The sequence below is a fragment of the Phytoamicus setariae genome (assembly GCF_016722925.1).
GTDB lineage: Bacteria > Pseudomonadota > Alphaproteobacteria > Rhizobiales > Rhizobiaceae > Rhizobium_E > Rhizobium_E setariae.
On record NZ_JAEQNC010000006.1, the window covers coordinates 361897 to 383407 of the forward strand.

At 57.0% G+C, this 21511-nt stretch carries 17 protein-coding genes and 1 tRNA gene; 7 read left to right on the forward strand and 11 right to left on the reverse strand.

Annotation, left to right across the window (positions count from 1 at the left end; genetic code table 11):
- The first annotated feature begins 14 nt into the window (after positions 1 to 14).
- Entirely contained in the window at positions 15 to 1226 is a 1212-nt protein-coding gene (locus JJB09_RS13485; RefSeq protein WP_201658780.1) for a UbiH/UbiF family hydroxylase, read from the forward strand.
- Here JJB09_RS13485 and JJB09_RS13490 read toward each other — a convergent pair.
- Both JJB09_RS13490 and JJB09_RS13495 read right to left on the reverse strand, forming a co-directional pair.
- A complete protein-coding gene (locus JJB09_RS13490; protein WP_201658784.1) occupies positions 1194 to 2156 on the reverse strand; it encodes an AEC family transporter in 963 nt (320 codons plus the stop codon). The two genes, JJB09_RS13485 and JJB09_RS13490, sit on opposite strands and share 33 nt — an antisense overlap.
- 23 nt (positions 2157 to 2179) lie before the next feature.
- The gene (locus JJB09_RS13495) at positions 2180 to 2932 is read right to left on the reverse strand and encodes a cytochrome c biogenesis CcdA family protein (protein ID WP_201658787.1); all 753 of its coding nucleotides are present in this window, start codon (positions 2930 to 2932) and stop codon (positions 2180 to 2182) included.
- 188 nt (positions 2933 to 3120) lie between these two features.
- Between JJB09_RS13495 and JJB09_RS13500 the strand changes: the two genes are divergently transcribed.
- Positions 3121 to 3196, forward strand: a tRNA-Lys gene (locus JJB09_RS13500).
- A 354-nt stretch (positions 3197 to 3550) separates the two neighbouring features.
- Here JJB09_RS13500 and JJB09_RS13505 read toward each other — a convergent pair.
- On the reverse strand, positions 3551 to 4480 hold the full coding sequence (locus JJB09_RS13505; RefSeq protein WP_201658790.1) for an MYG1 family protein: 930 nt from the start codon (positions 4478 to 4480) through the stop codon (positions 3551 to 3553).
- A 255-nt stretch (positions 4481 to 4735) separates the two neighbouring features.
- On the opposite strand from JJB09_RS13505, the gene JJB09_RS13510 reads away from it, so the two are divergent.
- Positions 4736 to 5488, forward strand: a complete 753-nt coding sequence (locus JJB09_RS13510; RefSeq protein ID WP_201658793.1) for a metallophosphoesterase family protein — start codon at positions 4736 to 4738, stop codon at positions 5486 to 5488.
- A 236-nt stretch (positions 5489 to 5724) separates the two neighbouring features.
- Entirely contained in the window at positions 5725 to 7935 is a 2211-nt protein-coding gene (locus JJB09_RS13515) for an adenylate/guanylate cyclase domain-containing protein (RefSeq protein WP_201658796.1), read from the forward strand.
- Positions 7936 to 7956: 21 nt separating this feature from the next.
- Here JJB09_RS13515 and JJB09_RS13520 read toward each other — a convergent pair whose 3' ends face one another.
- From JJB09_RS13520 to JJB09_RS13530, 3 genes are all read right to left on the reverse strand, one after another.
- Positions 7957 to 8475 (reverse strand): YHS domain-containing (seleno)protein, encoded by a 519-nt coding sequence (locus tag JJB09_RS13520; protein WP_201658799.1) that lies wholly within the window; start codon positions 8473 to 8475, stop codon positions 7957 to 7959.
- A 30-nt stretch (positions 8476 to 8505) separates the two neighbouring features.
- Positions 8506 to 9096, reverse strand: a complete 591-nt coding sequence (locus tag JJB09_RS13525) for an ankyrin repeat domain-containing protein (protein ID WP_201658802.1) — start codon at positions 9094 to 9096, stop codon at positions 8506 to 8508.
- Between the two features lie 125 nt (positions 9097 to 9221).
- Positions 9222 to 9800: a hypothetical protein gene (locus JJB09_RS13530; protein ID WP_201658805.1), complete on the reverse strand. Its 579-nt coding sequence runs from the start codon at positions 9798 to 9800 to the stop codon at positions 9222 to 9224.
- A 222-nt stretch (positions 9801 to 10022) separates the two neighbouring features.
- On the opposite strand from JJB09_RS13530, the gene JJB09_RS13535 reads away from it, so the two are divergent.
- Positions 10023 to 11333: an alpha/beta fold hydrolase gene (locus JJB09_RS13535; RefSeq protein ID WP_201658808.1), complete on the forward strand. Its 1311-nt coding sequence runs from the start codon at positions 10023 to 10025 to the stop codon at positions 11331 to 11333.
- 187 nt (positions 11334 to 11520) lie between these two features.
- On the opposite strand, the gene JJB09_RS13540 is transcribed toward JJB09_RS13535, so the two are convergent.
- The 4 genes from JJB09_RS13540 to JJB09_RS13555 form a co-directional block, all read right to left on the reverse strand.
- Positions 11521 to 12249 (reverse strand): hypothetical protein, encoded by a 729-nt coding sequence (locus JJB09_RS13540; RefSeq protein ID WP_246748703.1) that lies wholly within the window; start codon positions 12247 to 12249, stop codon positions 11521 to 11523.
- Between the two features lie 448 nt (positions 12250 to 12697).
- Positions 12698 to 15217, reverse strand: a complete 2520-nt coding sequence (secD, locus tag JJB09_RS13545; protein WP_201658815.1) for a protein translocase subunit SecD — start codon at positions 15215 to 15217, stop codon at positions 12698 to 12700.
- Positions 15218 to 16010: 793 nt separating this feature from the next.
- Positions 16011 to 16295 carry a hypothetical protein gene (locus JJB09_RS13550; protein WP_201658818.1) on the reverse strand — a complete coding sequence of 95 codons (285 nt, stop codon included), beginning with the start codon at positions 16293 to 16295 and terminating at the stop codon, positions 16011 to 16013.
- Positions 16296 to 16454: 159 nt separating this feature from the next.
- Positions 16455 to 17792, reverse strand: a complete 1338-nt coding sequence (locus JJB09_RS13555; protein ID WP_201658822.1) for a calcium-binding protein — start codon at positions 17790 to 17792, stop codon at positions 16455 to 16457.
- A 333-nt stretch (positions 17793 to 18125) separates the two neighbouring features.
- On the opposite strand from JJB09_RS13555, the gene JJB09_RS13560 reads away from it, so the two are divergent.
- Positions 18126 to 19049, forward strand: a complete 924-nt coding sequence (locus tag JJB09_RS13560) for a homocysteine S-methyltransferase family protein (RefSeq protein WP_201658825.1) — start codon at positions 18126 to 18128, stop codon at positions 19047 to 19049.
- Between the two features lie 139 nt (positions 19050 to 19188).
- Positions 19189 to 20607 carry an MFS transporter gene (locus JJB09_RS13565; RefSeq protein ID WP_201658828.1) on the forward strand — a complete coding sequence of 473 codons (1419 nt, stop codon included), beginning with the start codon at positions 19189 to 19191 and terminating at the stop codon, positions 20605 to 20607.
- Here the strand turns inward: JJB09_RS13565 and JJB09_RS13570 are convergent.
- Positions 20600 to 21484, reverse strand: coding sequence for an SDR family oxidoreductase (locus JJB09_RS13570; RefSeq protein WP_201658831.1), 885 nt, complete (start codon positions 21482 to 21484; stop codon positions 20600 to 20602). The two genes, JJB09_RS13565 and JJB09_RS13570, sit on opposite strands and share 8 nt — an antisense overlap.
- Positions 21485 to 21511 lie beyond the last annotated feature (27 nt).

The following is a 21511-nucleotide window of genomic DNA, read 5'->3' on the forward strand; positions in this document are numbered from 1 at the left end:
GCGGAGTATTACCCATGGAAGCTTTTGAAATTGCAGTGATTGGCGGCGGCCTTGCCGGATCGATCGCAGCCTTGTCGTTTGCACGCAAGGGCTTCCGGACTGCGCTCGTGACCCCCGAGACTATCAGGAACGATGCACGCACCTCGGCACTCATGGAAAACTCCATTGGCTTCCTGAAGGCGTTGGAAATCTGGGACAAGGTGAGCGAGCATGCAACGCCACTTGCAACGATGCAGATTATCGATGGCACCGACCGATTGCTTCGTGCGCCCACCGTCGCCTTTCGCGCCAGCGAAATCGGCCTGGAGGCATTTGGCCAGAACATTCCCAATGCGCCGTTTCTGGCCATCCTGAACGAGGCGATGGCTGCCGAACCGAACCTTCAAGTGATTTCCGCCGGCGTCAACAACGCAGTGCTCGGCGGTGAAAAAGCCGAACTGACGCTCACCAATGGCGAGAGGATCCAGGCCGGACTAGTCGTTGGTGCAGACGGCAGGCAATCGTTGATCCGCAAGTCTGCCGGTATCGACGTGCATGTTACCAACTATCCACAAACGGCGGTCGTGCTGAATTTCAGCCACGATCTGGCACACAACAATACGTCGACGGAATTCCATACTGCAACAGGGCCGTTTACCCAGGTGCCGCTATCCGGCCGACGTTCGAGCCTTGTCTGGGTTGTTACTCCGCAGGAAGCGGCAGCTCTGGTCGACATGACCGATGAAGCCCTCAACCGCCGCATAGAAACACGCATGCAATCCATGCTCGGCAAGGTGCGGATCGAAACACGACCACAGGCGTGGCCGCTTTCCGCCATGACAGCCAAGCACTTCGGCAAGCACAATGCCATTCTCATTGGCGAAGCCGCTCATGTCTTCCCGCCAATCGGCGCGCAGGGCCTCAATCTCAGCCTCAGGGACATAGAGACGGCGGTAGGGCTGGCAGGCGAGGCAAAAGCGGCTGGCCGCAATCTTTCGATCGGCGACGCCTATGACCGTCGCAGGCGTGCAGACATATTGACCCGGACAGCGGGCATCGACCTGCTCAACCGCTCTCTGTTGTCGGGATTCCTGCCGGTACAGATGCTCCGGGCCGCGGGTTTGCAGGTGCTCTCCTCCGTTGCGCCGCTTAGGCACTTCCTGATGCAGGAAGGCGTCTCGCCTGGCCGGGCCCTGAGAGGTTTTCCGGACTTCCTACGGAAAAAGATCGATCGGAAGCACGCCTGATTTCAGCAGGTAGAGCAAAGCCGAGACAGTCAACACCGAGATAATCGTCGTGATCAGCACGGTGGCCGACGCCCTCTCCCGCCAGACATCGTATTGCTGGGCAATGACAAAAACATTGGTCGCGGTCGGCAAGGCCGACAGCAACAAGGCCGTTTCGACCCAGACGGCCGGGAAATTACCAAAAGCGCTCATGTAGAGATACATCACGACCGGCAACGCGATCAGTTTTGCCGGCACGATGTACGGTATCTCTTCCGGTACGCGCTTCAGCGGGCGAAGAGCCAGCGTGACACCCATGGCAAACAGCGCACAGGGTGCGGCGGCCTGCGCCAGATTGTCGATCATCGTCTGCGGCGCGATTGGCGCCTCGAATCTGGTAAAAGCCGCGACAAATCCGGCGAGCGTCGCCAGGATGAACGGATGCAGCGCGATTTTCAGCGACACGTCCTTCGCCAGCACCAGCGGTGGCCGCTTCTCATGGCCATCGAATGCCATGAACGCAGGTGCAATGGTGAAATGGATCAGATTCTCGAAGGCAAAGATCAGTGCGAGCGGCAGGGCCGCTGCTTCGCCGAATGCAGCAAACGCGATACCAGGGCCGAGATAGCCGATATTGCCATAGGCAGCCGCCAGGCCCTGCAGAGTCGATTCGCCGACCGGATTGCGCCTGAAGACCCGGCCCGAGACAAACACCACGGCAAACACCGAATAAGTGGCCGCAAGGCTTGTCAGGATGAAGTCGAAACGGGTCAGTTGTTCAACCGGCGTGCGGCCGATGATCTTGAAGAACAAAGCCGGCAGGGCAATGTAAATGATGAAGAAGTTGAGCCAACCGAGCGATTCTTCCCCAAGCTTGCGAACTTTGCCAGCCCCGTAGCCAAGCAGGATCAGGCCAAAGAACGGCAGCACCAGTGCTGAAATTTCCGCCATCGATTACGCCCGCCGAAAGCGTCTCAGCCGATTTTCATCAGAATCGGAAAGGTCTGCTGAAACCAGATGGCGACATCACCGATGAAACCGAAAATAAACGCAAGCCCGGTCAGCACCAGAAGCGTTCCCATCACCTTTTCAATCAGACCGAGGTGACGGCGAAAGCGGATCAGGAAAGCCATGAATGCCCCCGAAAACGCCGCTGCGAGCCAGAAGGGCACCGCCAGACCGAGCGAATAGATCGACAGCAACATGGCGCCATCGCCAACGGTTTGCTGGGAAGCGGCAACGGCAAGAATTGCGCCCAGAATCGGCCCGATGCAGGGAGTCCAGCCAAATGCGAATGCCAGCCCCATGATGTAGGCGCCAGTCCACGTGGCGGGCTGGCCACCCGACTGGAACCGAGCCTCCCGCGACAGGAAGGGGATCTTCAACAGGCCGAGGAAGTTCAGGCCCATGGCAATAATGATGACGCCGCCGATCTGCGCGAGCAGCACCATATGCTGGCGCAGCATCATGCCGATGGTGGTGGCGCTTGCGCCAAGCGAAACGAAGACGGTGGCAAAACCCAGCGTGAAGAACAGCGAGGCCAGCATGACAGCCCGGCGCGGCGTCCGGTCGGGCTGAGCGGAGCTATCGGGCGCCTTGAATTCCTCGACGGAAATACCAGCCATGTAACAGAGATAAGGCGGCACCAGCGGCAGAACGCAGGGTGAAAGGAACGACAGCGCGCCCGCGGCAATCGCACTCCAATAGGTGATCTCTGTAACGGCCAACGACAACTCCGGCAAACGTGCAATGCGCTGGTTTGTTTAGCCAAACACCCATCTGGGCGCCAGTCACAGTTTCTTGAACGCAAATTTGCCGCAGGGAATTGGAAAAATAGTTCATTATAGGGTTGACCGGCAAAAGGCGCTTCGCATATGTATCGCCCACTTCCGCAGCACAAGAATCCGCTGCCAGGGAGAGCGTAGCTCAGCCGGTAGAGCAACTGACTTTTAATCAGTAGGTCATGGGTTCGAATCCCATCGCTCTCACCACAAATAATAAATAAAATCAGCATAATACCGGCACTCAGATGGCGTAAGTCATTTGCATTGACTTACTGATATTTACGGCTTTTCCCGAGGTTTTGCGCGTGTGTCGGGCATATGATTGGCACATGGCACACGATTCCCCTGCCCTAAAAGAACGTAAAGCCACCCCGCGATGAAGTGGAGCAGCTCTGCGGGTGTGGTGGCGCGGCCGTACCAGGCGGTGAGCCCGGCTGTTTTGTGCGTGGTTAGTTCGCAGTCTTGCCCTGCCCTAGCTCATGCCATGAGGGGCGCACGCATTTCGATTTTGATGGGGGCTTATGCTGGCCCCCTGGTGCCGGGAACTTTGCGCAGCATCACTCAAAGGCCGATGGAGATAGCCTCCCTTACCGCCAACTCGGCCATGGCGATAGCAGCCTCGCGGGTCCTGGCGGCTGCGATGAAACGGCCATTGTGGCAAAAACTCGCACCTTCTACGCCGCAAGCCATCTCCAGATCACGATTGCTCAAACCCGCCCAGGCTGCAGGCAGATCGGCCCGAAGCTCGAACCCCTCGTCCGCGCGGCGGATGCCGGTCAGGCACCAATCATTGTCACGTGGATGAACGACAAACAGCAGGTGATCGGCGCCGGCCTTCACAATGGCCGCACGGAAGGGCATTCCCATTGGGAGCTCCAGAACACGCCCCTGACCTGTATCCTCGATGGCCTGATGCACAATCGCCTCGGCCCGAAGTTTTGCTGCGCTGCCGGCTATCCTGGCTTCGACGAAACTGCGGGCAATGGCCAAGGCCGCCTGAAACGCTCGATCATCGGCTTCGGGATCCGTTTCGTCGAAAACGGGTTTCAAGGTTTCGAGCAAAGCCGGTAAAGTGAGACCCGCCAGCGGTCCGGCAACGGCGGGGCTAAGTGCACCATTGTCCACCAGATCGACCGGCAGCACAAAGCTGGCATCAAAAGAGGCGTGCACCGCCTCGACATGCGCTTCAGGCAGACCCGAAACGGCAAGATAATCACAGCCATAGTGCTTCCAGATCAATCCGAAGGAACTGAACGGCTGGCCATCGTCGCGCAGTGGCGCGCCGCGCTGGTGGTGATCGAAAATCCGCTCTGCGGCGTCATAGACACCGCCTACGTCATAGATGATGCGATCTGCGCCGGGTGTGATCCATTCCGGCTTCCTGCTCCGGATGAGACGTGCCTTCGGGAAAAGCCGGGTCAGGATGACGCTGGACAGCAGTTCATCGGCGTGGAAGCCACCGGAATGGGTGACGAGGAAATCTGGGATCATGCAGGAATGCGCCTTGTGTTCGCGGAGGGTCCGCTTGCAGATACGGCCAGATAGCCTTTACTGAATGCCATCTCAACCCGCCATTCGCTTATTCAGGTGCGTTGGACCGGTCTCCATCACCGTCACCTTTACGGCCGTCGTCTACCGACTGGCCACAACCGCGTCCAAGTGCCCAAGTTCCTGATCGTCGCCTGTCCGCACCCGGTTCAACCTCCTCCAATTGCATGTGGATATCGAGGGTAGTATGCTCCGCTTATGCGTATTGCTGTTCTCGCCGACATTCACGGAAACATCTCAGCGCTCGAAGCTGTGCTTGATGATGTCAGCAGCCGCGGAGCTGACTTGATCGTCAATCTTGGCGATTGTGTTTCCGGCCCCTTATGGCCGCGTGAAACATTTGAGCGCCTCGAACGACTTGGTGCGCCGACGGTAAGAGGTAATCACGATCGTCAGGTCGCGGCTTTCGATTCAACTAAGACAGATGCATCCGACCGGTTCGCGTTTCTTGAGTTAAGCGAAGCTAAGCGCAAAGTTCTTGGTCAGCTCCCCTTCAGCCTTCAGTTTGCCCCCGGCGTTGTCGGCTTTCATGCCACGCCGACTTACGATGATCGGTATGTGCTGGACGACATGGTATCGGGTATTCTGGTGCGTGCTCCAATCGACAAAATCGTCAGGCGCCTGGGGCCGTCCGAGGCAAAACTCGTTTTGCTAGGCCATAGTCATCGGCCGGATCTAGTGCGACTTCCTGGTGGAACTACTGTCATAAATCCTGGAAGCGTTGGCTGTCCTGCTTACTTTGACCCCACCGGGCAGGCTCATGTTTCAGAATCCGGTACACCACATGCCCGCTATGCACTCATTGATGTCGCAGACGGTAAAGATCCCGCGGTAATGTTCCTTGCCCTTACTTATGACCACGAAGCCGCCGCACGCCGGGCTGAAATCAACAACCGGCCTGACTGGGCGCACGCACTACGCACGGGCTTTATGCCTCGCGCAACAAACTAACGACGCTGACAAGGCCTGCGTTTGCCGACAGGCGGTCGAATATCACACAGGGGCGTCCACTATTGAACCCAAATGTGCCCGCACTTTCGGACGACTGACGTCCAATCGATTAGCCTTCGCTCGCGATGGGAACTGGTTGATTGCAGCGATGATCATCGCTGTATTCTAAGCCTCATGGCTTCGCCCGTTAACTTGCGGTATGATGTTGGATAATCATCGCCGCGCGCGAGGAAGGAATGGAGCGTCGTCTTGCAGCAATTCTGATCGCTGACGTCGCTGGATATAGTCGTCTAAGCCAGATCGACGAAGAGGCTACTCGCCACTATTTTCAGGCGGATCTGGATGAGCTCATTGGCCCTAAAATCGCTGAACATCACGGCCGGCTGATTAAGACGATGGGCGACGGGCTGCTTGTCGAATTTCACAGTGTGGTCGATGCCCTGCATTGCGCAACCGAGATTCAGCGCGAGAAGGCTTTGCGAAATGCTTCGGTTCCGGCGTCGGCTCGACTTGAGTTTCGCATCGGAGTCAATCTTGGCGACGTCATGGTCGAAGGCGAAGACATTCATGGGGATGGTGTCAACATTGCCGCTCGCATGCAGACCCTAGCCAAGCCAGGCGGCATTGCGATTTCAGGCACAACATATGATCAGGTCAAGACCAAACTAAACCTCGGCTATGTCTCATTGGGAAGGCAGAAGGTGCGGGGCATTGCCGAGCCTATCCGTGTATATCGGGTCGTCGGCGAACCTGGTAGTGTTCACTCATCCTCTACTCGCTGGAAAGGTTTGCCTCGGCGCGTGGCCGCTGTTGCCGCTGTGCTGCTGATTTTTGCTGGCGCTGCGGTCTATTGGCAGCCGATTTGGGATTTCACCCAGGCGCCGAAACTCATCCAACGCTTCGCCTATCCACTTCCCGAAAAGCCTTCGGTAGCGGTGCTCCCCTTCATTAATGTCAGTGGCGATTCAGAACAGGATCATCTGGCGGAAGGATTGACCGACGACCTGATCACCGAGCTATCCAAAGTGTCGGGGCTCTTCGTGATTGCCAGACATTCGGTCTTCGCCATGAAAAGTGACATGGGCAGTATCCAGGACGTAGCGGCTGAACTCGGCGTTCACTATGTGCTCGAGGGCACGTTGCAGCGGGCGGGCCCGAGGTTACGCATCAATGTCAAACTCATAGACGCGCTGACGGGGCTTTCCACCTGGGCTGAACGCTACGACCGCCAATATGCCGATCTGTTCGCAGTTCAGGACGATGTAACAGGCAAAATAATCTCCGCGCTGGAAGTGGAACTCACCGAAGGCGAGCGCAATCAGATCGAGCGGATGCCAACTGACAATCTCGAGGCTTACGACTACTACATCAGAGCGGAACATGAAGGCCTAACCTACGGCGATGTTAACACCTACCGCCGAACGCTATCCTACTATCAAAAGGCGATCGATCTCGATCCAGACTTTGCCGACGCACATGCCGGCATCGCGCGCGTCGCAGTGGATGTTTGGCGCAACGACTACAATTTCCTGTGGTCAGCGGCGGTGGCACGCAAGATTGCATATGACGCGGCCGGGCAAGCGCTCAAGCTGGATCCCAACAATGCGCGCGCTCACACCGTCCTCGCGCTTCTTCAACTTGTCGACGGACGTGTCGCGGAAGCGCGTGAATCAGCAAATCGCGCTGTGGAGGCGCAACCCAACAGCGCCGAGGCATCTGGCAATCTGGCATTGATTTTAGCCTATACGGGAAAGCACGACGAAGCAGTCACCGAAATGGAACGGGCGTTGCGGCTCGATCCTACACCTTCACCTAGTTTTCGGTTGTTGGCGGGCATCGTGTTCTACACCGCGCGGGAAAACAGCCGGGCGATTCCGCTGCTAGAGAGAGCGCGTGACGCTTTGCCGAATGCCGAGGCCGCACGGGAATACTTGACTTCTGCCTATAGTTTCGAAGGAGATCAAGATCGCGCCACCGAGGAGAAGACAAAGCTTCTTGCGCTCTTCCCCGAGAGCAACCTCACCTACTACAGCTACCTCTATGATTATTGGCGCGAGGACGACCTGAAACATCATCTGGAAGGGTTGCGGGCGGCAGGAATTCCGAACTGGCCTTTCGGATTTGCCGGCAAGGAGGCCGATCAGGTACGCGAGAATGCCCTGCGTGATCTGATAAACGACAAGACCTGGAACGGAAAGCACAAGAACGGAACGGCTTTTGTCCAGTTCTTCGATAACGCGGGAAACACCGCCTACCGCAGCGCCAACACCAACATCACCGGAACGGTGGAACTGCATGGAAACAGGGTCTGCGAGAAGTTTACAGGCTACTTCCTGGATCGCATGGTGTGCGGCCAGATTTACCGAAACATGGACAATGGGCAACCTGAAGCAAAATATGTCCAAGTCACCCCGCAGGCGCTGAAGTTCTTCTCCCCAGCGCCATGACAACCGTCGACCCCATGACAATCAGTCTGCCGACGCATGTTGCCAGTCTTTTTGCAGCTTGTCGGAAATCAGCGTGCTCTGGACCTCCGACCAGTGTTTCTTGGAATCAACGACCTTGCTCGGCTTCTTCTCGAACCCATCGGCGGCACCGGGATCGTAACTCAGATAGAGCTTGTCATCGATGATCCGCCATGCCTGGGGATCGATGTTGGTCGTGACCGTGCCGAACGATACGCCATCTGCGCAATACCCCCCATATTGAGGGGCATACTTGCCCGGATTTGCGATGAAGAGATCGCGATTCTTGGCGCTTGCGAAATGCCATTCAGCACCCAACCATCGATACGTATGGGCCGGCGAGCCCTCGACGGCCTTGTTATCGGTGAAGTATGCCACCGGATCATAGCCTTTGATCGCAACGTCTCCGAAATAACCGGTATTCACGAGGTCTTCGGCCATTGCAGCAGGAGCAAACGCGAAGACGATCACTGCCCCAGCGATGACGGACGCTGCAAGACCTGACTTCCTTCGATGTAACATGATCCATCCCTCCTTGTGGGCCAGGACGTTCTATTTCCGTTTCATGCATTCGCCGTAGAGCCACTCGCCGACGAGTTCCTCTTTCTGGCAAACAGCGCCGGCCCTCAACAATATGACGGCTGCGTCCCAATGGGAGCGCCACCCGGCTTGTGTCAGCGGCGTGTAGCCGTTGCGTTCCTTCGCTTCAATGTCCGCTTTGTTGGCGAGCAGGAAGGCGACGATGTCGGCATGACCTTCCTCGGCCGCGGCGTGCAGCGGCGACATGTGGTAGAAGTTCTTTTCGTCGTTGATGACAGCACCTTTCGATATCAGCAGCTCGACAATATCGAGATGGCCGCCGTAGGCAGCAGCATGAAGCGCTGTTAGGCCACCCTTGTTTCGAATTTCTATGTCGGCACCTCTGTCGAGGAGGAGCACCACGATATCCTTGTGCCCGGCAAGCGCAGCAATAAGCAGCGGCGGCTCGCCGGTTTCGTCCGGTTCGGCAATCGCTGCCCCCTTGTCTATCGCTTGGACCGCGCGCGCACTGTCGCCATCTCTGGCCGCGTCATGCAACGGCCCCGCCGCGGCGGTCGAGATCCCAAACAAAATTCCCAGAAATAAAGTGCTGACAAGTCTCATCCCATGTTTCGCCGCTACTGCGGCGGCTCCATAAGTCCTTGCGCTCTATTTAAGGTATCACGCATATACCGATAGGATCAAGGCGAAGCGGTCTTTGGGACCGCGTTTCCGCCATGACACGTACCTCAGGAGAAAGGTATGTGCGGGTCCTGCACCAGGTAGAACTCGTTATCCGGCGTGACGTCAGTGATAAAAAAGCCAAATACTGTTCGGTCTAGGGGATTAGCGTGGCCGCTGCTGAAGCGTAGCCGATCAAATCTCTCGAAGCGGTTCTCGAAACGGGCAAACCGGTTGGACAAAATGAAGTTTGGATTGGGGTTGGCCTGACCAAATGACAGACCGTCATAAAAGTCGCTTGGTTTACCGAGAATTTCCTCAAGCTCGAATTCGAACTCGATCCAGGCCAATCCGCTACTGTTCCGAGCGACAACGCGTACGTGGAAGGCACCTACTGCAGACGTGTTAGGTCGAATTGGTTTTGCTGCTCTGATCACCAGAGTAACGGGGTTGGCCGAGTAGAGTTCCTCGTTGATTTCGATCGGATCGGCTTGTGTACCTGAGCCTGTGACTGACACTATACGGAAGCCGCCAAGCTCGTCGGAGAAGGAGTAAGCCCCAGCATACCAGCGCCCGTCGTCAGCCAGGCCGGCACTGATGAGTATCAGTGTCAGCAACGCAGCCAGAATTCGCAAGTGATGCGTCATCGTTTTGGCTCCTTGAGGGGAGTATCGCAGCCATGCGGCGAATTTCAAGAGCGCAGCAGGCGTAGGATGCGGAAGACCGTTTAGATCGGCTTCAATCAGCTGCAATCTATCCGGATTGCAGCACGGGACCGGAAACCACTCACGAACAAAACAAAAGCTATTCAAATAAATCGAGCCACCGTTTCGTCCTGCTTTTCAAGCGCAGAATCCTGAGGAAATATAATGCTACGTTTTTTTGCTTTGATGTTGGTTTCGTGCCTGACTTATGCATTGCCGGCGGAAGCCAAGGAGTTGGCACGCCGCCCCTTTTTGGGCATCGCTATGAAGACTGTCGAAAGCAAAGAAACCAGCGGTGGGCCCGCCGTGCGCGTGGATCATGTGATCGAGAACTCGAGCGCGTCTGACGCGGACTTGCGTTCCGGCGATATGGTTGTCTCAGTGGATGGTAAAGAGATCAGCTCGCAAGAAGACGTTATTGCGGCGATAAAGCCGAAACGCGAGGGGGATGTTCTCAAGATAAGCCTCCTGCGCGACGGTCATCCAATTTCGAAAGACGTCCCTTTGATTGGACTGCCCCTGGAGAAGTCGAGCGATTTTGAAACGATCTATGAGGCAGTCGTAGTAGACGGCACCAAGAGGCGCACCATCACGACACGTCCGAGAGAGGCGACACGGTTTCCCGCTGTCCTGTTCGTCGGGGGCATCGGCTGTTACAGCATGGAGTCTCCGCTCGACGACCAAGAAGTCTATCGTCAACTGCTTTCATCGTTGACGCGACAGGGCTTTGTGACCATGCGGGTTGAAAAGAGCGGCATGGGCGACAGTGAAGGCCCGCCCTGCGCGACGATTGATCTGGATGCAGAAAAGCGCGGTTATATCGGAGGCCTGAACGAATTGAAGAGCAAGCCCTATGTTGATCCCGACAGGGTTTTTATCGTCGGACACAGCATTGGTGGAATTGTGGGACCTCTCGTAGCAGCACAAGCCCCGGTCAGAGCAATCGTGGCGATGGAGACCGTCGGGACGACATGGTTCGAATACGAATTGATCAACCGCAGACGTCAGCTGAAACTTGCCGGCACCGCACCGGAGGCGTTGGGTCGCCAAATGCAGGTCAAGCAGTGGTGTATGCATCGTCTTCTAATTGAAAGAGACGCGAGAGAAGATATCGTTCAGCTTCGGCCGGAATGTAAAGAAGAAATGCAAATTCCCACCGCGGATGTCTATCTGCAACAAATTGCCGCGCTCGATTTGCCCGCACTATGGGCCAAATTGAAAATCGACACTTTGCTTATATACGGGAGCGCGGATTATCTCACCAGTGCGGAGGAACATCTCGCAATTGCCGAGGTAGTCAATGCGGAGAGGCCAAATTCCGCGACTTTCATCGAGATCAGCGACCTTGATCATTACATGACGCGCGTTGAAAGCCAAAGAGAGAGTTTTGACCGGAGACGCTCTGAACGTCCGGCCGCTTATCACGATGGGCTGGGAACGACCATCGGACGTTGGTTGAAGGACAGGCCTGGCTAAGGCTGGGGCATTCATCGCGTTAACAAGATACCAAACAAAAGAGCCGCTTGGTGGCGACCGAACGGCTCTTTACAATTGACCTGCACAAAATTCCTAAGCGATCACAAAAATCCGCCTTGATGAAGAGAGCGGATTTACTCCTTGGCCCGAGCGCAAAGTGCACGTGCCGGCAGAGTATGAATTCAACTTAGAACCTCATGGTTACACCCAAGATCGGTCCCTGTTGCACGGCGTCAAAGACGAAGCCGTCGTTGCGATAGTCAACGCCGACAGCTCGATATCCAGCAATTGCTGAAACCGTATCGTTGAACTGGTAGCCTACGGCCGCAGCGACATCCCAATCGATATCTGCACCACCAGCACCGACCAGCCCCCAACCCGACAGGAACCACTCTGGCGTTATATTATACTTGCCGCGCAAGCCGACCATCGCATCCACCCAAGTGGCGCTGTCGTCAGCCTGGCGTCCATTGAGAAGGCCACCGTTGAACGAAAGTGATGTGTCGACCGACCACACTTTGACACCGCCGACAATATCGAGGCGCGCGGAAGGGTCGTCGACAATTGCATAGCCTGCGCCGAGCAGTCCCGCGAATGTTGTGCTGTCGACATCAACATCGTTCGCAACAACTCCGAATGGAGTATGGCCGTCCGCAGACAGTTTCACATACATGAAATCGCCGATGACGCTGTAGCGGTCGTAGCGCGCCTCAGCAGCGGCCATGAAAGCAAAATCCAGATTGTTGAAGATATCACCAAAATCTGCGTCGATTTTGACGGTGGGCAGGCCGAACTGTTTGGTCTTTCCCGACATGCCTGCAGCCCAGAAGTAGGGCGAGACCGCAAACGACCAGGCGTCTTGCACTTCCGCCGGCTCCTGGCTGGGCACCAGCAGCGGAGAAACGTCTGCAGCCATTGTGTTTGTTCCAAGTAGAAGCGCGACCGCGGTCACGCATGCAAATTCACGGTAATTGGTCATTCGTTTCCCCCTTAAAACTACTGCTCAATTCCAAATCGTTCGCTGATGTTTGTTCCTCGTACTCGAACCAATGGTAGAACGACATCCGATGCAGAAATCGCCGACATCCGCACTCTGGCTCCGAATCTCAAGCCAATCAAGCGTATGCGCTCAATATTAGAATATCAAAAAAAACTTGCAATCAAGGGCGTTACGGCAACACAGGGGGAAATTCGCATCTTGCGCCGTCTGTTCTGGGTCATCAGTATCGCTGGCCTGACCCACAACTCCAGATCGATCTCGACTCCTGGCAAACCAAAGTGGTTGCCGCGGTCGACAATGGCGGCAACGCCCGGGAAATGAATTCGACGGGCGTCGCCTGCATGTGAGTTTATCCGAAGTCCGCTTACGCCGGTTCTGGCTGGGCTTCGGCCCTGAGCTCGGCTGCCTTCCGGCGGCGTGTCCGCCAATCGCCAAGGAACAGCAAGATGGGAGCGGCGATGAACACCGACGACGAAGCCGCGATGAAGATACCGAACACCATCGGCACAGCAAAACTCTCGACAGCGCTGCCGCCCCAGATTGCCATTGGCAACAAGGCCAGGAACGCTGTGCCCGACGTGTAGAGACTGCGCGCCAGAGTTTCGTTGATAGAGAGATTGATCAGATCGCGGAACGGCATGGCCTTGTACAGTCTCATGTTCTCCCGCATCCGGTCATAGACCACGACCTTGTCGTTGACGGAGTATCCCACCAGCGTCAGCAGTGCGGCAATGGCCGTGAGGTTGAAATCCAGCCCGGTGAGAGCAAAGAAGCCAACCGTTTTTGTCACGTCGAGAATTAGCGTGGCTATGGCGCCAACCGCAAACGGCCATTCGAAACGCGCCCAGATGTAGATCAGCATCGCGAGACTGGCGAGGATCACGGACAGAATGCCTGCCGTGGCCAGTTCGCCACTCACCTTCGGCCCAACCACCTCGGTGCGTTCAATCTTTGATGTCGCGTCGATCTTGGCGATTTCGGTCTTGAGCTTCTGCACTGCTTCCGTTTGGGCAGTCTCTGGTCCCGGCTGACGTTCTACGCGCAGCAGAATGTGGTTCTGATCGCCGAACTCCTGCAGCGCCACCTCACCCAGGCCAAGACCGTCCAATCCGGTTCGGAATGCGGCAAGGTCGGCTGCTTTCTCGGTCGACACCTCGATCTGGATGCCGCCGCGAAAATCGACGCCGTAGTTCAGGCCGGGCGTGAAGAAGAGAACGACCGAGGAAATCGACAGGAAGGCCGAGATGCCGATACCGAACAGGCGCGCCTTCATGAAGTCGATCGTCGTACCATCCGGGATCAGCCGCAACGGCAACAACGGTTTGATGTTGATGCTTTTCAGCTTGTAGCGGCCCGCGATGAAGATCATCACGACGCGAACCACCGATACGGCTGTAAACATCGAAATCGCGATGCCCAACCCCATGGTAACTGCAAATCCGCGCACGGGTCCGGAGCCGAACCAGAAGAGCAGCACTGTGGCGATCAACGCCGTTACATTGCTGTCGATGATGGTGGAATAGGCCTTGCTGAAACCGACATCGATGGCAGCAAACGCACTTCTGCCCTTGCGAACTTCCTCTCGAATGCGTTCATTGATCAGCACGTTTGCATCGACCGCTAGGCCAATGCCGAGCACGATCCCGGCGATGCCCGGCAATGTCAGCGTTGCGCCCACCAATGTGAGGCCAGCGAATGTGAGCACGACGTTGAGCGCAAGCGCCAGAACGGCCAGCAGTCCCCACGCCCCGTAAAGCGCCAGGATGAAGGCAACAACGAGGCCGAAGCCTGCAAGGCCGGTATAGATGCCCATTTCGATCGCATCGCTGCCGAGGTCGGCGCCAACGGTGCGTTCCTCTATGACTGTCAGTTTGGCAGGCAGAGCGCCAGCACGAAGAAGTGCTGCCAAAGTGTTGGCCTCGGTAACCGAGAACGAACCGGAGATCTGTCCTGAGCCAGCAGTGATAGGTTCCTGGATAACGGGAGCGCTCAGCACCTTGCCATCAAGGACGATCGCAAAGGGATTTCCGACATTCTGGCGGGTGATTTCCGCGAACCGCGACGCGCCGGCCTGATCGAAGCGAAAGCTCACGACCGGCTGGTTGTTGTTCGGATCGAAGGAAACACGGGCATCGGTAAGGCGATCGCCGGAAAGCTGGGCACGATCCTCGATGGGATATGTACGGCCCTCCTCGTCCTTGAGCATGGACACGCCGCGCGCACCCTCCTGCCCGAGCATGTGAAAGCTCATTTTCGCCGTCGAGCCAAGCAGCGCCCGAAGGTTTGACGGATCCTGTTCGCCCGGCAACTGCACCAGGACGCGATCTGCACCGACGCGCTGGATTGTCGGTTCGGCAACGCCGACCTGATCGACGCGCTGGCGAATGATTTCGAGGCTCTGATCCACCGCACCGCTCATGCGGTGCGCGATGCCGGCCTCAGACGGTTTGATGGATACGGTATTTGCGCCTCTTGCCGCTATATCTAGGTCGGCTGCCGGCGTTGCCACGCCTGATGTGACCTGGGTGGAGAGCTTACCAAGTTCTGTAATTGCCTGGTCGCGCTTCGCCGCGTTCTTCAGCGTCACGACCACGACATTGTTGTCGCGGCGAATGGAGGTTGTTTCGACCCCGGCTGAGCGCATTGCGCCGCGCGCTTCCTGAATCAGGTTTTGCAGCCATTCCTTTTCGAGCTCGGCACGGTCGACCTCAAGCACGAGGTGCGATCCACCCCTGAGGTCCAGACCGAGCGACACTTTCTTGTCAGGCAGCCAAGACGGCCAGCGTTCAAGCGTTGAATTCGAGACGATGTTCGGAAGTGCGACGAGCAATCCGATCAGAATGACGACGAGATAAGCACCCACCGTCCAACGGGAGTTTTTCATACCAACATATTCCTAGATGCACGGCATGCCCGCACTGCTGCGACAGCTGGCGAGTACGCGTTGACCAATCTCGGAGAGATGCTCCGAGTGATGAGAGTCAGCTGGTCAAGCGAGGCGGCGCGCGCGCCTGAAAATCAGAAGAACTTGCAAAATGTATTTCTGAAATCAATCCAATTCGGACGGGTAGCCCTCCGGCTACGTCTTTGGAAGCTTCGAACCGCGCCGGCAAGAATGCATCCAGCGGGCCGCTCCAACGCAGTTTCGCCCCTTGACGCCGATCCCCAACAAGAACCGCCCGCGTAGCGTCGTTGTTTGAAGGCATTGCGGAATGGGCCGGCTGGATGGCGGCCGAGATACCGCTAGAACTCGAGGCGGCGCGATTGTCCGCCAGACCTACACCGGCACAGACCAGTGCAAAAAGGAAAACAAACACGGCCTGCATCGCACCGAGCTCGAGAGCATCGATACGCGATTTCCTGAACCGGATTGTCTTCAAAACGCTGAAAATACCTTCATCCTCTGGCAAAACGATCGACGGAAACCGTTGTCGCGGCGCCCCTAACTAGCAGAGATCGCGCTGCAGGTCTTCCCCAGATGGGCACTATTTGGATCAACCGCAAGAAGTATTGCATCACAGAAAGGGTCGTCGAGTTTTTGCAGCGACCATTTTTTCGATCACTTCCAGAGTCCACTCCACATCGCGCTTCGGCAAGTGAGAAGCAAGCAAACCGACCCGCCTCTCAACCTGTCAGGGAAGATCAAGGCTGGAAGTGCCCTCGGCGGGGAAAGGATGTCAGTTGTGAATATCCGGCCCCGTTTCGACCTCGATTTTTCTGTCGCCCTGCGACCAGTCTCCTGTCGACAGCCTGAAACGCTCCCCTTCCTCGCTCTTCGAGATCTCCACGTTCTGGCCATAGTAGATCTTGCCGAGAAGACCGGATTCGCCCATCACATGCCCACGGCCGGTGATCCGACCGGTGCTGTCCTTGTAAACATTGATCTCGAACGCACAGTGACCGATGGGTTGATTGTCCACGTAAACGGGCCCTGTCCCACTTACCGTATTGATCCTTTCCATGACGAACGCCTCCTTCAGTTGTCACCTCTCATAGGAACACATGATCACGTCAAAAGTTCAACGAAGCGGGCTATTCCATCCGTTCGAACTCCTCGACTTTTTTGCCGCAGCATGAGCATGCCGCAATCGGAGATTGGTCGCTCGTGCACTTCAAGCACGTCAGAACAGAAAGTCACCGGCGAAGAGCTCGGACACCTTGGTATCTTTCAGGACGATCTCGTTTAGACCGTCTGAAATGACGACGTCGGCGCCAACGCGGTGCATGTTGTGTCTGACATCGGCATAATCCGAGAAGGCGCTCACCGCGCGGAAGTCGATCCGATCGTGGTTCGCGCCCCTCGCGGCGAAGTCATTGATCGTGTCCTTGCCGAAACCATCGGCGAATATGAAAGTATCGCCCCCCGCTCCACCAGTCTGCACATCGTCTCCGGTACCGCCGGTAATCCTGTCGTTACCAACTCCACCGAATATTCGATCAATTCCGCTTCCTCCCAACAGCATATCTCTACCCACGCCGCCGCTGAGCCGGTCGCCACCCTCTCCACCGTCTAGTCTGTCGTTGCCGACGTCGCCGATGAGCTTGTCGTTACCCTTGTCGCCTGAGATTCTGTCCCCACCGCCGAGGCCATTCAGGATATTCCTGGCTTCATTGCCGGTGATGACGTTGCGCAACTCGTTGCCTGTGCCGTCGATAACATCGGTGCCTGAGAGTGTCAGTTCCTCGAAAAAGGCCGCCAGTGTATATGTCACCGAGCTGACGACATTATCGGTGCCACCTCCATCCAGTTCGACGAGCGTGAACCCAGCCTGGTCGATACGATAGGTGTCGTCCCCATTGCCTCCGGAAATACTACCGGTCACGGTTCCCCCACGGGAAATAAACGTATCGTTGTCATTGCGCAGATAAACGTCGCCAATGATCTGCCCCTCATTGACCAGTGTTTCGCGCGCATTGCCGCCGACAACGGCGTATTTCGTGCCTTCGATAGTACCGCTATTGAGGAGATCAAACACACCCGACGGGGCATTGTTGGAGACGCCGACCCGACCGCTCAATGTTCCAGAGTTCTCGACTTCGCCATTCACACCGTTGATGCCGACCGCAGTTCCAACTGACGTAATCGAGCCAGAGTTGTTGATGTGTCCGTCATCGCCCAGGAACCTCGCTCCGAACTCGACCGCATCGATCACACCGTTGTTGATCAGCGTTGCCTTGTCGCCGCGCGTGTACACTGCACTTTTGATCGAGTCGATTTCACCACCTGCAACAACAGTGACCCAACTGCGGCTCGCGAGAAGGTAAAACGTATTGAAGGCACCGGTCGTCTGCACAGTGCCTTCAATTTTAAAAGTATTGTTGGTGAATTCCTTACCCCCGAAGAATGCATTGTCGTCGGCTACATCGATCGTCACACCGGGATCCACGATCCATTTTTCATCATCTGCGACAGTATCCTGGCCCACTGTTGTATTGGAAGAAAACCTATGTGTCGGCATATATTTGTCCCCTCGATCTCTGTGCGCAATATTGGTGAAGATCTTGCGTGGGTTTGCTGAACGTCATCGGAGCGGAGTTACCACACAACCAAATGCTGCCTGTTTGGCAGCATAAAACCGCTGCTTGTACCCAGTGCTGCTCATATGGGGCCAGCGCTTAAGGTCATCGCCAAGCCTTTCGGCGATAACAGCATATTTTATTCATACCGTCTATATTTACTTATATTGCATATACTTATCCGTTTACTTGCGCAAAAAGCAAACACAACCATAACTGAAGGTTGTAGGCCGCGATCAGCCTTGATAAACCGACACGGCTCTGGAGGGATGATCATGGCAGATATCCGAATACTTGATGGCGGCATGAGCCGCGAACTCGTGCGTCTGGGTGCAGAACTCAGACAGCCCGAATGGTCGGCGCTGGCACTGGTGAACTCTCCCGACATTGTCAGGCAGGTCCATACCGAATTCATCGCAGCGGGCGCTGATATCGTCACCACCAACAGCTATGCATTGGTGCCGTTCCACATTGGCGAAGAGCGTTTCCGCACTGAAGGGCCTGCCCTGATCGACCTGTCCGGCAAGCTGGCACGTCAAGCCGCCGATGCCGTTTCCGATCGCAAAGCAACGGTCGCTGGTTCCCTGCCCCCGATCTTCGGCTCCTATGAGCCGGAGCTGTTTGATCCTAATCGGGTTCAGGACTATTTGAGCGTGCTCGTGGCTGGACTTCAGCCGCATATCGATGTCTGGCTTGGCGAAACGCTGAGCCTCATAGCAGAAGCGGAAGCCGTCCGGACGGCGGTATCAGACACTCGGAAGCCGCTCTGGATTTCCTTTACGCTCGATGACAGCGACGAAGGGATCGAAAACCAAACCTCCCGGCTGCGCTCGGGCGAACTGGTCGCAGACGCCGCCGAATGGGCGGTGCGCGCGGGCGTGGCTGTATTGCTGTTCAACTGCAGCAAGCCGGAGGTTATGGAAGCCGCCATCGCTACGGCAGCACGTATTCGCGATGCGGCGAAGTCCCGGCTTGAACTGGGCGTCTACGCCAATGCGTTCGAAACCGAAAGCGACGACGGCGCCGCAAACGAGACTTTGCATTCAACGCGGGATGATCTCACTGCGGACGCCTATACCGATTTTGCCGCCCGCTGGGCCCGGGCGGGTGCAACTGTGATCGGTGGCTGCTGTGGCATAGGAGCTGCACATATCTGCCGCCTTGCAAACCGCCTGAAGGATAAGCCGCTCACGGCTTGAGCCAGGAGGCGTGAGCCCGAGAGCGACGGAGCCGAATACGAATAGCGAACTGATCGACGTCAACACGCATTGAGGGCATTGCGTCGGACGCCGAAATAGTTCCTAACAGTGCGACAGAAAAGTCAGCCGAATGTGACACATGAGCACGACAGACCAGCAGCCCGCCTACGGAATACGTTCACTCTTTCACCGCAAATGGCTTGGTGCGACGCTGCTATTGGGCGCGGGCGTCGGTTTGGAGGCGCTGGAGTTCTACGTCACCGCCAGCCTGATGCCGTCCATGGTACGCGATATTGGTGGTCTTGGCCTGTTGGCCTGGACCACATCGCTGTTCGTTGCCGCTCTTGTGCTCGGCGGCGTCGCCATAGTCATTCGGCCGGCAGGCGTTACCCTTCGGCAGGTCTATGTCATCGGCACCCTGATCTTCGCGCTCGGCTGCCTGATCGTCGGGTTGGCGCCATCGATGGTCGTCGTGCTGATCGGACGTTTCGTACAGGGTTTTGGCGCCGGATTGCTGGTCACGCTCGCCTATTCCTTCATCCGCTTCGTCTATCCGGAAGGTATGCAGAATGCTGCTTCGGCCTTCTATAGCGCACTTTGGGGCGTTTCGACCCTGTTGGGGCCGACGCTGGGCGGCTGGTTTGCCCATGACAGCGCGTGGCGCTGGGCCTTCTTCATTCTCATTCCATTGGCGGTGCTGATGGCCCTGCTCGCGCCATACTTCTTGCCGCCTGGAGAGGACGAGCGGGAAAAGCAGGCCCTGCCCGGCATCCAGATCCTGCTCATCCTCGCCGGCATCCTGACTATGTCCTATGCTGGCAATGTCGAGGGCACGGTAATGCGCATTGCGCTCGTGATGGGCGGCATTGCATCGCTGGTCGCGCTCGTGCTCTGCGAGAGACGGTCCGAATCGAGGTTACTGCCCCGACTGGCGACGGTCTTCACCCATCCGTTGGCCCAGGCCTATCTGGCAATGTTCCTGCTGATCATTGGGCTGAATTCGGATATCTACATCCCTTACTTCCTGCAGACCATGCACGCCACACCGCCACTGGTCGCCGGCTATATTGTGGCGCTGGTAGCGACAGGTTGGGCCGTCGCCGGCATGTGGACAGCATCATGGCAGGGGGAGCGCGCCCGGCGCGCCATTCTGTTCGGCCCGATCGTGCTCTTTGCCTCGATGACCTGCCTGGCATTTGCAATCAGTCGTGACAACCCTCACGCCGACATCGGCATCCTGACAGCTGTTTGCATACTGCTCTTCGGCATGGGTGTCGGTATCGGCCTTGGCTGGGCACATCTTGTATCCATGGTGATGACCCTCTCCGAAGGACCGGAGGCTGACAAGGCGACGGCAGCCATAAATCTGGTCCCGTCGCTCGCAGCCGCCTTCGGTTCGGCCATCGCCGGCGTAATTGCAAATTCGGCCGGCCTGGTCACGCCGGGCGGCATTGAAGGCGGCATGACCGCCGCCTTCTGGCTTTATGCGCTGACGTCCATCTCAGGTGTTCTTGCGCTGCTTACAGTCGTGCCCTTACTTCGACGGAAAACTAGCTAAGCAAGGCGGATTTGTTGGCTTCGAGGAATGCTCGCAACGGCGTGGGCCTCTTGCCAGTCAGCTTTTCCACGTCTTCCGTCCGGGCGGATAGATCGCCGGCACGAGCAGCCACTTCGAAGCTGACAAGGGTCGGAATGAGAAAGCCTGGGACGCCTGCGGCCTTCATGCCATCGGCAAGCTGCTCATCCGTCAACTGGATCACGTCGATCTTCCGGCCAGTTACTTCGGTCACCAGCGCCGCAATTTCCGCAGTCGTGCGAGCCTCACTGCCCGTCAGGGTATAGGTCGCTTTCTCCGAGACGCCCGAAGCGAGCACTGCCCCAATCGCTGCGGCGCAGTCTGCCCGCGCCACATGGGCGATCCTGCCATCGGCGGCGGATGTGTACCACTGTCCTGTGGCAAGCACCTGCGGCAGGTTCCTCAAGAGATTTTCCTGATACCAGGTGTTGCGCAGGAAGGTGTAGCCGAGCCCGGTCGCTTCAATTGCCTCTTCCGTAAGCCGGTGGTCGGCTGCGAAAATCACCTTTGACGTCTCCACATTCGGCAGTGACGTGTAGATGATGTGCTTGACACCTGCAGTCTTCGCCGCAGCTACGGCGTCCCGATGCTGCTTGATGCGGGTTCCCTTGTCGTCGAGCGCATCCGTGGAAATCAATACGAGTCGGTCAGCGCTCTTGAAGGCCACTTGAAGGCTTGCAGGATCGTTGTAGTCCGCCTTCCGCACGTCGATGCCTTTGGCGGCATAGTCGGCAAGTTTCGAGACCTCGCGGGTGGTCGCGATAATGTCGCCTGCCGCAACGCCACGAGCAAGCAGATCATCGAGAACGAGGCGACCAAGGTGGCCTGAAGCACCGGTGACGAGAAGTTTCTGGGACATGGTTCCGTTCCTTTCGAGCAGGCGATC

Coding starts and splice junctions, on each gene's coding strand:
- JJB09_RS13515 (WP_201658796.1), top strand. CDS start 5,725: ATGGAGCGTCGTCTTGCAGCAATTCTGATCGCTGACGTCGCTGGATAT.
- JJB09_RS13550 (WP_201658818.1), bottom strand. CDS start 16,295: ATGGAAAGGATCAATACGGTAAGTGGGACAGGGCCCGTTTACGTGGAC.
- JJB09_RS13485 (WP_201658780.1), top strand. CDS start 15: ATGGAAGCTTTTGAAATTGCAGTGATTGGCGGCGGCCTTGCCGGATCG.
- JJB09_RS13505 (WP_201658790.1), bottom strand. CDS start 4,480: ATGATCCCAGATTTCCTCGTCACCCATTCCGGTGGCTTCCACGCCGAT.
- JJB09_RS13530 (WP_201658805.1), bottom strand. CDS start 9,800: ATGACGCATCACTTGCGAATTCTGGCTGCGTTGCTGACACTGATACTC.
- JJB09_RS13520 (WP_201658799.1), bottom strand. CDS start 8,475: ATGTTACATCGAAGGAAGTCAGGTCTTGCAGCGTCCGTCATCGCTGGG.
- JJB09_RS13570 (WP_201658831.1), bottom strand. CDS start 21,484: ATGTCCCAGAAACTTCTCGTCACCGGTGCTTCAGGCCACCTTGGTCGC.
- JJB09_RS13510 (WP_201658793.1), top strand. CDS start 4,736: ATGCGTATTGCTGTTCTCGCCGACATTCACGGAAACATCTCAGCGCTC.
- JJB09_RS13535 (WP_201658808.1), top strand. CDS start 10,023: ATGCTACGTTTTTTTGCTTTGATGTTGGTTTCGTGCCTGACTTATGCA.
- JJB09_RS13560 (WP_201658825.1), top strand. CDS start 18,126: ATGGCAGATATCCGAATACTTGATGGCGGCATGAGCCGCGAACTCGTG.
- JJB09_RS13490 (WP_201658784.1), bottom strand. CDS start 2,156: ATGGCGGAAATTTCAGCACTGGTGCTGCCGTTCTTTGGCCTGATCCTG.
- JJB09_RS13565 (WP_201658828.1), top strand. CDS start 19,189: ATGAGCACGACAGACCAGCAGCCCGCCTACGGAATACGTTCACTCTTT.
- JJB09_RS13555 (WP_201658822.1), bottom strand. CDS start 17,792: ATGCCGACACATAGGTTTTCTTCCAATACAACAGTGGGCCAGGATACT.
- JJB09_RS13540 (WP_246748703.1), bottom strand. CDS start 12,249: ATGGCTGCAGACGTTTCTCCGCTGCTGGTGCCCAGCCAGGAGCCGGCG.
- JJB09_RS13525 (WP_201658802.1), bottom strand. CDS start 9,096: ATGAGACTTGTCAGCACTTTATTTCTGGGAATTTTGTTTGGGATCTCG.
- secD (WP_201658815.1), bottom strand. CDS start 15,217: ATGAAAAACTCCCGTTGGACGGTGGGTGCTTATCTCGTCGTCATTCTG.